This is a genomic window from Pseudomonas flexibilis (assembly GCF_000802425.1).
In the GTDB taxonomy this organism is placed as follows: domain Bacteria; phylum Pseudomonadota; class Gammaproteobacteria; order Pseudomonadales; family Pseudomonadaceae; genus Serpens; species Serpens flexibilis.
In genome coordinates this window covers 84,656-100,318 of the sequence record NZ_JRUD01000014.1, presented here as the reverse complement: position 1 = coordinate 100,318, position 15,663 = coordinate 84,656, and the positions used below count along the sequence as shown (strand labels likewise).

The 15,663-nt window shown below is 66.2% G+C and carries 13 protein-coding genes; 3 read left to right on the top strand and 10 right to left on the bottom strand.

What is annotated here, in order from left to right:
- Nucleotides 1-66: 66 nt before the first annotated feature.
- The 6 genes from SF06_RS09860 to SF06_RS09835 form a co-directional block, all read right to left on the bottom strand.
- Nucleotides 67-1,974, bottom strand: a complete 1,908-nt coding sequence (locus SF06_RS09860) for a beta-ketoacyl synthase (RefSeq protein ID WP_039561123.1) — start codon at nucleotides 1,972-1,974, stop codon at nucleotides 67-69.
- Between the two features lie 261 nt (nucleotides 1,975-2,235).
- Nucleotides 2,236-3,519 carry a C4-dicarboxylate TRAP transporter large permease protein DctM gene (gene dctM, locus SF06_RS09855; RefSeq protein WP_039561122.1) on the bottom strand — a complete coding sequence of 428 codons (1,284 nt, stop codon included), beginning with the start codon at nucleotides 3,517-3,519 and terminating at the stop codon, nucleotides 2,236-2,238.
- Nucleotides 3,520-4,158, bottom strand: coding sequence for a TRAP transporter small permease (locus tag SF06_RS09850; protein WP_039561121.1), 639 nt, complete (start codon nucleotides 4,156-4,158; stop codon nucleotides 3,520-3,522).
- A gap of 139 nt (nucleotides 4,159-4,297) precedes the next feature.
- Nucleotides 4,298-5,290, bottom strand: a complete 993-nt coding sequence (gene dctP, locus SF06_RS09845; protein ID WP_027589088.1) for a C4-dicarboxylate TRAP substrate-binding protein DctP — start codon at nucleotides 5,288-5,290, stop codon at nucleotides 4,298-4,300.
- 246 nt (nucleotides 5,291-5,536) lie between these two features.
- On the bottom strand, nucleotides 5,537-6,925 hold the full coding sequence (locus SF06_RS09840) for a sigma-54-dependent transcriptional regulator (protein WP_039561120.1): 1,389 nt from the start codon (nucleotides 6,923-6,925) through the stop codon (nucleotides 5,537-5,539).
- Nucleotides 6,922-8,736, bottom strand: coding sequence for a sensor histidine kinase (locus SF06_RS09835; RefSeq protein ID WP_039561119.1), 1,815 nt, complete (start codon nucleotides 8,734-8,736; stop codon nucleotides 6,922-6,924). The genes SF06_RS09840 and SF06_RS09835 overlap by 4 nt, the downstream gene beginning before the upstream one ends.
- 231 nt (nucleotides 8,737-8,967) lie before the next feature.
- Between SF06_RS09835 and ahpC the strand changes: the two genes are divergently transcribed.
- The 3 genes from ahpC to SF06_RS09820 all read left to right on the top strand — a co-directional run bounded on the left by ahpC (nucleotide 8,968) and on the right by SF06_RS09820 (nucleotide 11,979).
- The gene (ahpC, locus tag SF06_RS09830) at nucleotides 8,968-9,531 is read left to right on the top strand and encodes an alkyl hydroperoxide reductase subunit C (RefSeq protein ID WP_027589085.1); all 564 of its coding nucleotides are present in this window, start codon (nucleotides 8,968-8,970) and stop codon (nucleotides 9,529-9,531) included.
- Between the two features lie 242 nt (nucleotides 9,532-9,773).
- Nucleotides 9,774-11,327: an alkyl hydroperoxide reductase subunit F gene (gene ahpF / locus SF06_RS09825; RefSeq protein ID WP_039561118.1), complete on the top strand. Its 1,554-nt coding sequence runs from the start codon at nucleotides 9,774-9,776 to the stop codon at nucleotides 11,325-11,327.
- Between the two features lie 184 nt (nucleotides 11,328-11,511).
- A complete protein-coding gene (locus SF06_RS09820) occupies nucleotides 11,512-11,979 on the top strand; it encodes a c-type cytochrome (protein WP_027589083.1) in 468 nt (155 codons plus the stop codon).
- Nucleotides 11,980-12,078: 99 nt separating this feature from the next.
- On the opposite strand, the gene SF06_RS09815 is transcribed toward SF06_RS09820, so the two are convergent.
- The 4 genes from SF06_RS09815 to SF06_RS09800 all read right to left on the bottom strand — a co-directional run bounded on the left by SF06_RS09815 (nucleotide 12,079) and on the right by SF06_RS09800 (nucleotide 15,620).
- Nucleotides 12,079-12,765, bottom strand: a complete 687-nt coding sequence (locus tag SF06_RS09815) for a cytochrome b/b6 domain-containing protein (RefSeq protein WP_027589082.1) — start codon at nucleotides 12,763-12,765, stop codon at nucleotides 12,079-12,081.
- A gap of 142 nt (nucleotides 12,766-12,907) precedes the next feature.
- Nucleotides 12,908-14,041 (bottom strand): glycerate kinase, encoded by a 1,134-nt coding sequence (locus SF06_RS09810; RefSeq protein WP_039561115.1) that lies wholly within the window; start codon nucleotides 14,039-14,041, stop codon nucleotides 12,908-12,910.
- Between the two features lie 11 nt (nucleotides 14,042-14,052).
- Nucleotides 14,053-14,820: an ABC transporter ATP-binding protein gene (locus SF06_RS09805; RefSeq protein WP_039561114.1), complete on the bottom strand. Its 768-nt coding sequence runs from the start codon at nucleotides 14,818-14,820 to the stop codon at nucleotides 14,053-14,055.
- Nucleotides 14,820-15,620 (bottom strand): ABC transporter permease, encoded by an 801-nt coding sequence (locus tag SF06_RS09800; protein WP_027589079.1) that lies wholly within the window; start codon nucleotides 15,618-15,620, stop codon nucleotides 14,820-14,822. The genes SF06_RS09805 and SF06_RS09800 overlap by 1 nt, the downstream gene beginning before the upstream one ends.
- Nucleotides 15,621-15,663 lie beyond the last annotated feature (43 nt).

Sequence of the window (15,663 nt, the reverse complement as noted above, 5' to 3'; positions counted from 1 at the left end):
GTTGGTGCCGGGCCCCGTGCCGGGGCCATGGTGGACAAGGAAGGCGTTGTCCACCCTACGGGCAGGTTACTCCACCATGTCCCGGTAGGGATTCTCGGCGGAGTAGCGCACCGGCAAGGCGAAACCGGGGACCTGCACGCCCTGGTCGTCGATCTGCAGGGCGTGCTCGTCGATCATTTCCTCGCCGAAGCGGTAGAGCACGTCGAGCTGGCCGCGCAGGGCCTGCTGGTCGTAGGCGCTGGCGGCGGCGCGGGTGGCCTCGCGGCGCTCCTGGTAGGCGGCGAAGGCCGCCTCGCCGTGGCGCTTGCGCAGCATGCGCTCGACCACGTGGGGCGCCAGCACGTAGGCGCTGGCGTTGTTGCCGCCGAAGCCCTTGGAGTTGAGGAAGCAGACGTCCATCGCCTGCTCGCCCAGCTGCAGGTCGCGGGTGGCGATGCGCAGGCGCTGCTGATGCACATCATCGGCCACGCGGTCGATGGTCTTGATGCCGGGGATGATGCCGTACTTGAAGGTGCCCAGCGCAGCCACCAGCTGGTCGGCGCTGGCCGGGGCCAGGGAGTGGCCGACATAGGCCTTCACGGCCGCTACCGGCCAGTCCTGGATGCCGAAGGCTGCGGCGATGCGGTCGATCAGCTCGGATTCGGTGACCCGGTTGGCCGGGGTGCTGGAGCCGTGCGCATGCACGAAGCTGCGCTGGCGCACGCCGTCCTCGCCGACCAGCTGCATGGCGCTGGCCACGGCCTTGGCCAGGGTCAGGTAGTTGCCCGGGCCGGGGGCGGAGATGGAGCGCTTGAAACCGTCCGCGTTGACGAACACTTCCGGCGTGGCGCCGTGGATGTCGGCACCCAGCTCCAGCGCCAGGGCATCGTCCATCAGCACCACGAACTGGCAGGACTCGGCCAGGGTGAAGCCGCAGTTCTCGCCGAACGGGCGACTGGCGCGGCGGAAGTCCACCTCGTCCCTGCCTTCGATGTGGCGCAGGCCTTCCTCGGTGGCCAGGGCGCTCATCGCGCCGTAGCCGTCGATGCACTCGACGGTGATCGGCGCCTCGCTGTTGCCGACCACCGCCACGCGGGCGCGGCCGCTCTGGATGGCATCGATGCCCTTCTGCAGGTTGTATAGGAAGGTCGCACACGCGCCGGACATGGCGCCGGTGCTGCCGACACTGCCCAGCACGTAGGCGTTGATGAAGTCCGCCGGCATGGTGTTCAGGCCCAGCGGCAGCTGCTTGGAGGTGACCCGGCCGCCCTTCAGGCGCGCCTGCATCAGGCCGCCATAACCGTTCTCGTCCAGCTGGCTCATGATGCTGCCGGCGTACACGGCGATCTCGTCCGGCGCCACGCTGGCGGTGATGCGTTCCCAGTCGATGCCGATCGAGCGCAATGCGTCGGTCATGCCAACGATGGTCATCTGCAGGCCGCGCGGGTGGAAGCGGGAGTTGTACAGCTCACCCGGCTCGAAGCCGGTCGGCAGCTGGCCGGCGGATTTCACCGGCAGCGGCCGGTAGCTGTCCACCTTGACCTCGCAGCTGCCCTGCAGGAAAACCCGAACCTGGCTGCCGGACAGCGGTTCCACCGTCCAGTTGGCCGGCAGCGGCTCGGGCAGCTGCTTGCGGCTGGTGACGAAGCTCAGCGGCTGGCCCTCGACGCTGTCCAGCACCAGGCTCTTCTGCCAGTGTGCGGCGTCGACATCCAGGTGCTGCTTCTCGATGCGGCGGATCAGGGTGTGCTCGAGGATGTATGCGCCGAAGCGCTGTTCGATTTCGGCCGGGGTGATGATCAGTCCGTCGGCGTCACGGTAGGCGCCTTCGCTGTAGCTCACCTGCCTCATCATCACCGCCAGGCCTGCCAGGGTCTGCTGGCGGGTTTCGCTGTCCAGGGATTCGATGACCATGCGCCGGAAGCCGTGATGGAACGAGCTGCGTCCGGCCGAGTTGTAACCACCGAAACCGACTATGACAGGTAAGCGAGACATGACCCGGGATACTCCTCACGCAAAGGGTCGGCGCGGTGGGACGCGCTGACCGGGAATTTGTCGCGCCTGCAGACGACGAGGCACGTTCTTGTGGACTGCCTTGCTTGACGCAGTGTCTGACCATGAAGTCACGGATGTCACCCATTGGTCGGAGTTCGCCGCCGGGCGGCAGAAACGCGAAAGCCCGGCGCGGGGCCGGGCTTTCGGTTGGGTTTCCCCTTTCCCTTGATGGGAGAGGGGCTGGGGAGAGGGTGAAGCGCCTTACGGCATGCCCAGCCAGTTCGGCAGCGCCAAGGAGACCCACGGCACGTAGGTGATGATCACCAGGAAGCTCAGCAGAATCAGCAGCCACGGCATGGCGGCACGGATCACCTGCGGTACGGTCATGCCGGTCACCGCCGAGGTGACGAACAGGTTGAGGCCCACCGGCGGGGTGATCAGGCCGATCTCCATGTTCACCACCATGATGATGCCCAGGTGGATCGGGTCGATGCCCAGCTCCATGGCGATGGGGAACAGGATGGGCGCCAGGATCAGGATCACCGCGGACGGTTCCATGAACGCGCCAGCCACCAGTAGCACGATGTTCACCACCAGCAGGAACTGCCAGGGCTCCAGACCCATGCCCATCACCATGCTGGTGATCTGCTGCGGGATCTGTTCGGTGGTCAGCACATGGGCGAACAGCATGGCGTTGGCGATGATGAACATCAGCATGATGCTCAGCTTGCCGGACTCCAGGATCACGTGCGGGACCTGTTTGATGGTCAGGTCCTTGTACACGAAGATCGCCACGAAGGCCGAGTACACCGCCGCCACGGCGGCCGCCTCGGTCGGGGTGAACATGCCGGAGTAGATGCCGCCGAGGATGATCACCATCAGCAGCAGGCCCCACATGGCCTTGCGGCCGGCGCTCAGCCACTCGCGGAAGGACGCGCGCGGCAGGGCCGGCAGGTTCTTCTTAACGGCGACGATGTAGATGGCCACCATCAGCGCCAGGCCGAGCAGAATGCCCGGAATAACGCCGGCGACGAACAGCTTGCCCACCGACTGTTCGGTGGCGGCGGCGTACACCACCATCACCACCGACGGCGGAATCAGGATGCCCAGGGTACCGGCGTTGGTGATGATGCCGGCGCCGAATGCCTGCGGATAACCGGAGCGCACCATGCCGGCGATGGCGATGGAGCCCACCGCAGCCACGGTGGCTGGGGAGGAGCCGGACAGCGCGGCGAAGAGCATGCACGCCAGCACTGCGCCGATGGCCAGACCGCCGCGGATGTGGCCGACGCAGGCGTTGGCGAAGTCGATCAGACGACGCGCCACGCCACCGGTGGTCATGAAGGCGCCGGCCAGGAGGAAGAACGGAATGGCCAGCAGGGTGTAGTGCTCGGAGGTTTCGAACAGCTTGATGGCCAGCGAACGGACCGAGTCCTCGCTGAAGATCATGATGGTCAGCGAGCCGGCCAGGCCGAGGGACACGGCGATCGGCACGCCGATGAACATCAGCGCGAAGAGCATTACGAACAGGAAAAGAATGGACATTTACTTGCGCTCCTCGGTGTCGTCGTGCTGTGCCAGATGGGCGGCGTCGGCGGCCTCGTCAGCCAGCCCCAGGCCGGTCTGCTGGCCACGGATGATGCGCACGAAGATTTCAAGGAAGCGGATGAAGCACAGGGCAAAGCCGAACGGCACGATTAAGGCAATGTGCCATTGCATGATGCCGTAATGGCCCAGATCCTCGGCGCCGATCTGTGCCGTGGCCAGGGTGGCGACCCACTCCAGGCTGGACTCGGCCAGCAGGCCGGCGTAACCCAGGCAGACCAGGCAGGCAATGATGCCGATGACGCGTTGGGCCTTGGTCTTGAAAAGCTTGACCACCGCGTCCACGCCGATGTGGCCGGCAGTACGCACGCCGTAGGCGATGCCGAAGAAGATCAGCCAGGCGAACAGTGCCTTGGTCAGTGCGTTACTCCAGGTCATGGCTTGCGCCAGGGCCAGGATGGCATCCCCGATGCCGTACCAGAAATCCTCCATGCTCGGCATCTTCTCGGCGAAGGTGTAGAACATGGTGTAGAGGTTGTTGAGTGCGACATAGACGAAGGTCACCAGCGTCATTGCCGCGAGGAGAAATGCAATGAACATCTCCTCGAAATGGTCCCAGATGCGCCGCAGGGCGTTCATGGATGACATCTCCCGATGGGTTGAACAAACGTCGCGAGAGCGACCAGAAGCCGTACCTGGCAGTTTCAATCTTGTTATTACCGCAGGTCCCGCGGCATCGGAGCGGGCACGTCGAAGCGTGCCCGCTGGGCCAGAAGGCTTACTTCTGGTTGGAGGCCTGGGCGGCCTTGATCAGGTCAGCGCCGATTTCGCCTTCGAACTTCTTCCACACCGGCTGCATGGCTTCACGCCACTTGGCACGCTGCTCGGGAGTCAGGGTGATGATTTCGGTGGTGCCGGCAGCCAGGATGCGCTGCTTGTCGCCTTCGTTCAGCTCGTAGGCCAGGCGGTTAACCTCGACGCTCACCTCGTCCATGATGCTGCGCAGTTCGGTGCGCACGTCAGCCGGCAGGCCTTCCCAGAACTTGGTGTTGGTGATCACCATGTAGTCCAGCAGGCCGTGGTTGGACTCGGTGATGTACTTCTGCACTTCGTGCATCTTCTGCGAGTAGATGTTCGAGTACGGGTTCTCGGCACCGTTGACCACGCCGGTCTGCAGGCCCTGGTAGACCTCGGCGAAGCTCATCTTGCGCGGGTTGGCCTTCAGCGCCTTGAACTGCTCGTCCAGCACTGCGGAAGCCTGTACGCGGAACTTCAGGCCGCGGGCGTCCTTCGGCTCGACCAGCTTCTTGTTGGCGGACAGCTGCTTCAGGCCGTTGTGCCAGTAGCCCAGGCCGGTGATGCCCTTGTCCTGCATGGAAGCCAGCAGCTTCTGGCCGCCTTCGCTCTTCTGGAAGCGGTCAACGGCTTCGATGTCGTCGAACAGGAACGGCAGGTCGAAGATCTGGATGGCCTTGGAGTAGTGCTCGAACTTGGCCAGCGACGGGGCGATGATGTGTACGTCACCCAGCAGCAGCGCTTCCATTTCCTTGCCGTCACCGTACAGCGAGGAGTTCGGGTAGACCTCGACCTTCACCTTGCCCGGCAGGCGCTCTTCGGCCAGACGCTTGAACATCAGCGCGCCCTGACCCTTCGGGGTGTTTTCCGCCACGACGTGGGAGAACTTGATGGTGATCGGATCGGCCGCGTGGACCAGCCCGGCGACGCTCAGGGACAGTGCGCAGGCGACAGCCTTGGCAGTTAGCTTGAACATGGTTGGGTACATCCTCTTTGTTGTGTGTATCGCTAGGCGATGACGCTGAACTCGGTCAGCCATGCTCGCGTCTGGTTGTTGGAGCTTCTCGACGCGAACACGGGCAGAGCTTGGACCGAAAACGGCGACAAGGCGACTAGCAATTGGTATGCCAAATACCCGCAATCCTGTAGTGCCCCTGCGGGCGGACTACAGGGAAGGCGGCGCAGGCCGCATGACAGGCGACTTTTGGCGGGTTTCCGCCGGTCAGTCGAGAGCTTCTGGCGGATTCCCGCCAGGGTCGTGAACTGCCAGGCCGTGCTTGCGAAGCTTATCGTGCAGCGTCTTGCGTGGAATGCCCAGCGCTTCGGCCAGGCTGCGCAGAGAATTGTGCGGACGCGCCAGTTCGGCCGCGATCAGCGCGCGTTCGAAGGCTTCCACCTGTTCGCTGAGGCCGCCCGGCGTGCCGGTCGCCGGCCCCGGTGTCTCGACCTCCAGGCCCAGGCCCAGGCCGAGGGCGAAGCGCTCCGCGGTGTTCTGCAGCTCCCGCACGTTGCCCGGCCAGGTGTGGCGCAGCAGCTGGGCGCGCTGCGCGGCGCTGAGCGGTACCACCGGCAGGCCATGGCGCTGGCTGGCGGCGCTGGCGTAATGCTCGAACAGCAGCAGGGCATCCTCGCCACGTTCACGCAGCGGGGCGATCTTCAGCGGCGCGACGTTCAGGCGGTAATAGAGGTCGGCGCGGAAGCGCCCCTGGTCCGCCGCCTGGCGCAGGTCTTCCTTGGTGGCGGCGATGACCCGGATATCCAGGGGAATCAGTTGGTTGGAGCCCATGCGTTCCACTACACGCTCCTGCAGCAGGCGCAGCAGCTTGACCTGTACGTCCAGGCTCATGCTCTCGATCTCATCGAGGAACAGGGTGCCGCCGCTGGCGTGCTCGAACTTGCCGATGCGCCGCTTGGCGGCGCCGGTAAAGGCGCCAGCCTCGTGGCCGAACAGCTCGCTTTCCACCACCGACTCGGCCAGCGCGCCGGCGTTGATGGCCACGAACGGGCCGTCGCGGCGGGCGGACAAGTCGTGCAGGGCGCGCGCCACCACTTCCTTGCCGGCGCCGGTTTCGCCGAGGATCAGCACGTCGGCGGAGGTGGCGGCCAGCGCGGCGATCTGGTCGCGCAGGCGCTGCATCACCGGTGAGCGGCCAAGCAGTCGCACGTCCAGCTGCTGGCGGTCGGCCAGGGCCAGGCGCAGGCTGCGGTTGTCCAGCACCAGGCGGCGCAGGTCGAGGGCGCGGCGCACGCTCTCCAGCAGCTGTTCGCTGGCGAAGGGCTTCTCCAGGAAGTCGTAGGCGCCGGCGCGCATGGCCTGCACGGCCAGCGGCACATCGCCGTGGCCGGTGATCAGCAGCACCGGCAGCTCCGGGTCGCGCTCGTGGATCTGCGCCAGCAGCTGCAGGCCATCCAGGCCGGGCATGCGGATGTCGCTGACCACCACGCCCGGCCAGTCGCGACCCAGGCGCGCGGCGACGCCTTGCGCGTTGTCCAGGGCCAGCACCCTGAGGCCGGCCAGGTCCAGGGTCTGGCTAAGGGCCAAGCGCAGGTGGGGGTCGTCGTCGATCAGCAGGACCTGGATCTGGTTGTCGATGGCGGCTTCCGGACTCATGCGGACAGATCCTCCGGCGGATAGGGGTTGGTTCCGGGTTCGGCCAGGCGCAGGTGCAGGATCAGCTGCGCGCCACCCTCGGGATGATTGCCGATCTGCAGCTCGCCGCCCAACGCGCGCATCAGGCTGTCACAGATCGCCAGGCCCAGGCCGAGGCCCTGGGTGCTGGTCTTGGTAGTGAAGAACGGCTCCAGCGCATGATTCAGCGCCTCCTGGCTGAAACCACGGCCGTTGTCGCGCAGGCTCAGGGACACGCCCTGTTCATCATGGCGTGCGGCGATCCACAGCTTGCGGGGCAGTGGTCGCTCGGCGAGGGCGTCAAGGGCGTTGGCAATCAGGTTGCTGAGCACCTGGCGCAGGCGGGTCTCGCCGGCCTGCACCCACAGCGGCGCATCCGGCAGGTCGCGGATCAGCTCGACGTCCAGGGTGCGGCGGCGCTGGGCGTGCAGGGCCAGGGCGTCGTCCAGCGCCGGCTGCAGCGCCATGCTCTCCGGGGCATGCCGATCGCGGCGGGCGAAGGCACGCAGGTGGGCAATGATCGACGCGGCGCGGGCGGTCAGCGCGCTGATCTGCTGCAGGTTGGCATTCACCTCGTCGTGGCGCTGGTGCTCGAGCAGGATGCGGGCGTTGTCGGCGTAGCTGCGGATCGCCGCCAGCGGCTGGTTGAGTTCATGGCTGATGCTGGCGCTCATGGTGCCCAGCGCCGACAGCTTGCCGGCCTGCACCAGCTCGTCCTGGGCGCGCACCAACTCCTGCTGGGCCTGCTCGCGCTCCAGCACTTCCTGCTTGAGGCGGCTGTTGAGGCTCTCCAGGTCTCGGGTGCGCTCCAGCACCCGCGCCTCCAGCTCGCGCTGTGCGCGGGTGCTCAGTGCGATGCGATCCAGGTAGTGACGCTGGCGCTGCAGCCACAGGCCGTAGAGGGCGAGGATCGCCAGCAGGGCGATGCCGCCCCCGGCCAGGATGCTCTGTACCGGGCGATCCAGCTGGCTGGCGGGGGTCAGGATGCTTACCGTCCAGCCGATCTCGTCCAGCTGGCGGCTCTGCTGCAGCCAGAGCACCGGGTCCAGCTCGAGCTGCTGCAGGTCGAGGGTCGGGTAGGGCCGATGCAGGGCGATGGCCTCTTGCTCCTCGGCACGCAGCGGCCGCGTGGTGCGAAAGCGCCAGCCGGGGTAGGAGGTGAGAATCGCCACGCCCTGGCTGTCGGTCACCAGCAGGCGCTCCGGTGAATTGCCCCACAGGGTTTCGGTGCGGTCCAGGTCCAGCTTCACCACCAGCACGCCGACGCGTTCGCGGCCATGCTCGATGGCCTGGCCGAAGTAGTAGCCGCGCTTGCCGGAGGTGTTGCCCAGGCCGAAGAAACGTCCCAGGCGCCCGTCCATGGCTTCCAGGAAGTAGGGGCGGAAGGCGAAGTTGCGGCCGACGAACGAGTCCGGCTGGTCCCAGTTGGAAGAGGCGATGGTCAGTCCGTCGGCGCGCATCAGGTAGATCACGTCCGCGCCGGTCTGATGCTTGAGGCGCATCAACTGGTGGTTCGCCAGCTCCAGCGAGGCGCTGTTGCTCGGGCTCAGCAGTGCATTACGCAGCACCGGCAGGTTGCCAAGTATGCCCGGCAGGGTTTCGTAGCTGCGCAGCGTGCCCAGCAGGTTGGCGACGTAGAGGTCCAGCGTCTGGCGGTTCTGCTCGGCGAGTCGGGCGCTGTAATAGCGCTCGGCAAGCTCGTGCAGGGGCCAGAGCAGCAGGGCCAGCAGCAGGGCGAGAATGCCCAGGCTGCGCCAGCGGGGCCTGTTCGATGTGATGGAAGGATGGGTCATGCGGGACGGCGTTATTCGGCAGGGCCATAGGGTGGCTGGAACGTCGACGCGGTTCAAGCGCGACAGACGGGCTGCTTGAATGCGCGGCTCGCCATCCCCATGCTTTATGAGTGTTGTGTTATTGACTGATTCTATTGCAAGGATTTGGTTAATAAATTAGTGATCTGGGGGTTATCCGCTAAGATGACCCCCATCAAATGTTTCAACCCACCCTCTCCAAGGAGTCTGTGAATGTCCGTTATCAACACCCAGATCAAGCCGTTCAAAGCTCAAGCGTTCAAGCAGGGCAAGTTCATCGAAGTCACCGAAGCCGACCTGAAGGGCAAGTGGGCCGTCTTCTTCTTCTACCCGGCCGACTTCACCTTCGTCTGCCCGACCGAGCTGGGCGACGTGGCTGACCACTACGCCGAGTTCCAGAAGCTGGGCGTCGAGATCTACTCCGTGTCCACCGACACCCATTTCACCCACAAGGCCTGGCACGACAGCTCCGAAACCATCGGCAAGATCCAGTACACCATGATCGGCGACCCGACCATGCAGATCAGCCGCAACTTCGAAGTCCTGCGCGAAGACCAGGGCCTGGCCAACCGCGGTACCTTCATCGTTGACCCGGAAGGCATCATCCAGGCCGTGGAAATCACCGCCGAAGGCATCGGCCGTGACGCTTCCGACCTGCTGCGCAAGGTCAAGGCCGCCCAGTATGTCGCCTCCCACCCGGGCGAAGTCTGCCCGGCCAAGTGGAAGGAAGGCGAAGCCACTCTGGCTCCGTCCCTGGATCTGGTTGGCAAGATCTAAAAACGGCGGCAAAGCCGCTCAGCATCGCCGATGCGGCGTTGCAATCAGGCTCGGGCTGCTCATTTACAGCTCGTAAACTCCGCGCCCTCGCCTGATTGCGCCTTGCCTCGGCTTCGCTGACCTGCTTTGCCATCCGTTTTACGCTACGGGAGTTTTTACCGGCTCCCCTCTAGCCCGACGCCCGGGCGCGATCCGCCCGGGCGTTTTGTTTCCGGAATTTATTACACGGGGTACCGCACACCATGTTGGACGCCAATCTTAAAACCCAGTTGAAGGCCTACCTCGAAAAGGTCACCCAGCCGTTCGAGATCGTCGCGTCCCTCGATGATGGCGCGAAGTCCCAGGAAATGCTGGGCCTGCTGCAGGACATCGCCGGTCTGAGCGACAAGATCAGCCTGCGCACCGACGGCAACGATGCCCGCAAGCCTTCGTTCTCCCTGAACCGCATCAACGGCAACATCAGCCTGACCTTCGCCGGTCTGCCGATGGGCCACGAATTCACGTCCCTGGTCCTGGCCCTACTGCAGGTCGGCGGCCATCCGTCCAAGGAAAGCCAGGACGTCATCGAACAGATCAAGGGTCTGCAAGGCGAATTCAACTTCGAGACCTATTTCTCCCTGTCCTGCCAGAACTGCCCGGATGTCGTTCAGGCGCTGAACCTGATGGCCGTGCTGAACCCGAACATCCGCCACGTCGCCATCGACGGCGCGCTGTTCCAGGACGAAGTCGAAGCCCGCCAGGTGATGTCCGTACCGAGCATCTACCTGAACGGCGAAGTGTTCGGCCAGGGCCGCATGGACGTCGCGCAGATCCTCGCCAAGCTGGACACCGGCGCCGCCTCCCGCGCCGCCGACCAGATGAACGCCAAGGACGCTTTCGACGTGCTGGTGGTCGGTGGTGGCCCGGCGGGTGCTTCCGCCGCCGTGTATGCGGCGCGCAAGGGCATCCGTACCGGTGTGGCGGCCGAGCGCTTCGGCGGCCAGGTACTGGACACCATGTCCATCGAGAACTTCATCTCCGTGAAGGAGACCGAGGGTCCGAAGCTGGCCCGCGCCCTGGAAGAGCACGTCAAGCAGTACGACGTGGACATCATGAACCTGCAGCGCGCCAGCAAGCTGATTCCGGCCGGCGCCGACGGCCTGCACACCGTGGAATTCGAGAACGGCGGCCGCCTGCAGGCCAAGACCGTGATCCTCTCCACCGGTGCCCGCTGGCGCGAAATGAACGTGCCGGGCGAGGCCGAGTACAAGGCCAAGGGCGTGTGCTTCTGCCCGCACTGCGACGGCCCGCTGTTCAAGGGCAAGCGCGTGGCGGTGATTGGCGGCGGCAACTCCGGCGTCGAAGCGGCCATCGACCTGGCCGGCATCGTGTCCCACGTGACCCTGCTGGAGTTCGGTGAAAGCATGCGTGCCGACGCCGTGCTGCAGGCCAAGGTGCGCAGCCTGCCGAACGTCACCATCCACACCCTGGCGCAGACCACCGAGGTGCTGGGCGATGGCCAGAAGGTGACCGGCCTGGTCTACAAGGACCGCACTACCGAGCAGCTGCACACCGTCGAGCTGGAAGGCATCTTCGTGCAGATCGGCCTGCTGCCCAACAGCGACTGGCTGAAGGGCACCGTCGAGCTGAACCGCTTCGGCGAGATCGTGGTCGACGCCAAGGGCCAGACCAACATCCCCGGTGTGTTCGCCGCCGGCGACGTCACCACCGTGCCGTACAAGCAGATCGTGATTGCGGTCGGCGAGGGCGCCAAGGCTTCTCTAAGCGCTTTCGATCACCTGATCCGTCAGGGCTGATCACAAAGAAAAAATGCCTGCGTGCAAACGGGCGAACCCCGTGGCGAAAGCCACGGGGTTTTTTATTGCAGGGTGTTTCCATACGCCCCTGGGTATCGAAGGTGAAGGTTGTGTCCAACCCGACGGAAGGCGACCATTGGCGCTTCGACCATGGGGTCGTGCTGTTACCCAAAAGGAGAACACCGTGAAAGCTCTTGTCATCGGCAGCCTGAGTGCCGTACTCGCCGCCGCCAGCCTGACCGCCAACGCCCAACTGAGCGTTGAGGACCAGATCCAGTACCGCAAGGCCGGTTACCAGTTCATGTCCTGGAACATGGGCAAGATCAAGGCTCAGGTCATCGACGGCAGCGTGCCGTTCGACGCCGCCCAGGTGCAGGCTTCCGCCAACGCCATCGCCGCGTTGGCCAACTCCGGCATGGGCGCGCTGTACAGCCCGGACAGCGTGCAGGGCAAGGCCCCGGTGAAGACCCGCCTGAAGCCCGAATTCTTCCAGAACCTGGAAAAGGCCGGCCAGATCGGCGGCCAGTTCGTGCAGGCCGCCAACACCCTGGCCAGCGAAGCCGCCAGCGGCGACCAGGCGCGCATCCGCAAGGCCTTCGGTGACGTCGGTGCCGGCTGCAAGGCCTGCCACGACAACTTCCGCGCCAAGTAAGCGGAGCGCAGCGTTACGCAAAAGGCCGATCATTCGATCGGCCTTTTTGTTTGGGATGTCCCGTGCAGGTTGCGGCGGCCGGAAAAAGCGCCGACCGCGTTACCAGCTCAACGCCGGCGGCGGGGTGGCCGGTTTCGGCGGTTCCAGCCACTGTGGCGCCTGCTGCAGCGCCCAGACCGCCGCCAGGCTGATGAGCAGGGCGAACAGGAACGCAACCAGGCTACCGCCACGGGCGGCCTGTTCCGGTGCCATCTCCGTGTCACGGCCATGCAGCATGGCCTGCACCAGTTTCTTGCCCCGCAGCTGATACGCCAGGATGGCCAGGATATGCAGCCCGACCAGCAGCATCAGCAGGTTCTTCAGCTGGCGGTGGATGTCGGTCAGCCACAGGCTGGTTTCGGTGTCCACCAGGCGGGCCAGCGGGCCACGCAGGGCGATGTCGTCATAGGCCAGGAGACCGGTTGCCGTCTGGGCGATCAGCACCGCGATCAGGGCCAGCACGGACAGCGCGCCCAGCGGGTTGTGACCCGGCTCGCGCCATTCGCCGCGCAGGTAGCGGCCCATTGCGAGCGGCGCGCTGACGATGGCGCTCCAGCGGGCATAGGTGGAGCCCAGCAGGCCCCAGAGCAGGCGGAACACCAGCAGGCCGGCGACGAGCATGCCCAGATCGGCGTGCCAGCTCATCCAGTTGCCGCCGGCCAAGCCTGTCGCGATCGCACCCGTCACGCTCAGCACCAGCAACCAGTGAAATAGCCGCAGCGGCAGGTCCCAAACCCTCTGTGTCATGTTCGACTCCTCGACATCCAGCGTGCGCCGGCGTCTGGAATGGGGATTGCCGGCGGGCGACATGGTATCCGCTCGGCTCGGAGCGGAGCAGTGCGAGTGCGTGACAGAATGCCTCAGCGGGCCATGGAGTGGCCCGGATGCGTCAGTGGCGGGCAGCCTGCCAGAGTCGGGCAATATCGGTGGCGCGGGCCTGCAGCAGACCGGCCGCATCGGTGCAGGCCTGCTCCAGCGTGGTCGGGCCGGGCACCAGGCTGAAGGCCGCGGTGATGCCGGCGGTGTACAGGCGCTGGTAGCCCTCGCCCAAACTGCCGGCCAGGGCGATCACCGGCACGCTGGCGGCGCGGGCGATACGGGCCACGCCCAGCGGGGTCTTGCCGTGCAGGGTCTGTGCATCCAGGCGACCCTCGCCGGTGATCACCAGCGCAGCACCCTGCATGGCGTCGGCCAGGCCGCAGAGCTCGGCGACCACCTCGATGCCGGGTCGGAAGCGGGCACCCAGCAGGGCGCGCGCCGCAAAGCCCAAACCGCCGGCCGCGCCCGCACCCGGCTCGGTCGAATGATCCGTGCCCAGCGCGGCAGCCATCCGCGCGGCGTAATGGGCGAGCGCCGCATCCAGCAGGCAAACCTGCTCCGGGCTGGCACCTTTCTGCGGGCCGAACACCGCGGAGGCACCGTGCGGGCCGCACAGCGGGTTGTCCACGTCCGCCGCGACCAGCACCGCCACCTGGGCAAGGCGCGGGTCCAGCCCGGACAGATCGATTTCCGCCAGTTGGGCCAGCGCCGCGCCACCGGGCGCCAGCGCCTGCCCGGCGCTGTCCAGCAGACGCACACCCAGGGCGCGCAGCAGGCCGGCGCCACCATCGTTGGTGGCGCTGCCGCCCAGACCGAGGATGATGCGCTGCGCGCCGGCGTCCAGGGCCTGGCGAATCAGCTCACCGGTCCCCGCGCTGCAGGCACGCAGGATGTCGCGCTGCTCCGGGGGCACCTGATGCAGACCACTGGCGGCCGCCATCTCGATCACTGCGTTGTCGTCCGCGAGCCAGCCCCAGTGGGCCTCGACGGGCGTGCCCAGCGGGCCGCTGACCGTGCAGGTGCGCCGTTCGCCACCCACTGCCGCCAGCACCGCGTCCACCGTGCCTTCGCCACCGTCGGCCATCGGTCGCAGCAGGCACTCGGCGTCCGGGAACACCGCTCGCCAGCCTCGCGCGATGGCCTCGGCCACCTGTGCGGCGGCGAGGCTTTCCTTGAACGAGTCCGGAGCGATGACGATCTTCATGGGCGACTCCGCTAGGGCTGGCGCTCGTCCTCGCGAATCGCCTTGAGGACCTGGCGCTGCAGCGCGATGAAGGCGGTGCTGGTCGCCATCTCCTCGTGGCGCGGGCGGCCCAGTTCGACGGGGAAGCTGGCCTTGATGTGCCCCGGGCCACGGCCCATCACCACGATGCGGTCGGACAGGTAGACCGCCTCCTCGATGTCGTGGGTGACGAACATCACCGTCAGGCGATGATGCTCCCAGATGCGCGTCAGCAGCTCCTGCATCTGATGGCGGGTCATGGCGTCCAGCGCGCCGAAGGGCTCGTCCATCAGCAGGATCTTCGGCCGGTAGGATAGCGCCCGGGCGATGGCCACGCGCTGCTTCATGCCGCCGGACAGCTCGTTCGGGTAGGCCTCGGCGTAATCGTTCAGGCCCACCAGTTGCAGGTGCTCGTCGGCGATGCGCCGGCACTCGCCACGGGTGCGACCAGCGGCCTTGAGGGCGAACTCGATGTTCTCCCGCGCGTTCAACCAGGGCAGCAGGGTGTAGGACTGGAACACCACGCCGCGGTCCAGGCCGGCGCCGCGAATCGGCTCGCCATCCACCAGCACCTGGCCGCTGTCGAAGCCTTCCAGGCCGGCTGCGATCGACAGCAGGGTGCTCTTGCCACAGCCGGAGGTGCCGACCAGCGAGACGAATTCGTTGTCGTGCAGGGTCAGCTCGATGTCGCGCAGCACCTGACGTTGCTCACGGCCGTGGGGGAAGCTCTTGTTGAGTCCACGGATTTCCAGGGTGGCCATCAGCGACGTCTCCGGTTGTAGCGGAACAGCACGCGCTCTGCGGCGCGCATCAGCTGGTCGGTGACCAGCCCCAGCAGGCCCAGCAGCAGGATGTAGCCGATGATGGTGTCGGTCTGGAAGAAGCGCTGCGAGACGGTGATGCGGTAGCCCAGGCCGGAAGTCGCCGCCACCAGCTCGGCCAGGACCAGCCAGGTCCAGGCCCAGCCGAGGCTGATGCGCAGGGCATCCCAGATGCCGGGCAGGGCGCTGGGCAGCACGATGCGCAGCAGGATGGCCGGATCGCGCATGCCCAAGGTGCGGCCCAGGCCGATGAAGTCCGGCGGCACGCGCTTGACCGCGTCCATGATCATCAGCACCTGCTGGAAGAAAGTGCCGATCCAGATGATCAGGAATTTCTGCACATCGCTGGTGCCGGCCCAGAGGATGGTCAGCGGCACGAAGGCCACCACCGGCATGTAGCGGATGAAGTCCACCAGCGGCTCGCTGGCCGCCTTCCAGAAGCCGTAGCAACCGGCCAGGGTGCCGATGACGATGCTCATGGCCGAGGAGATCAGGAAGGCCACGCCGATGCGGTACAGGCTGACCTTCAGGTCGGCCCACAGGGTGCCGTCGGCTGCCAGCGACAGCATGCGGGCCAGGACGTCCGCCGGGGCCGGCAGGAACAGCCTGGGCACCAGGCCCGAGGCGGTGGACAGGTACCAGGCCAGTCCGAGCAGGACGAAGACGCCGAGCCCGATCAGCCAGTAGCTGCGGCGGCCGGGTGGCTGGCCGATGGTGAACAGGGAGGAGCGCTGAGTCATGTCGAGAACACCGCCCCGCAGTCCGGCGGGGCGGTGCGGGGGC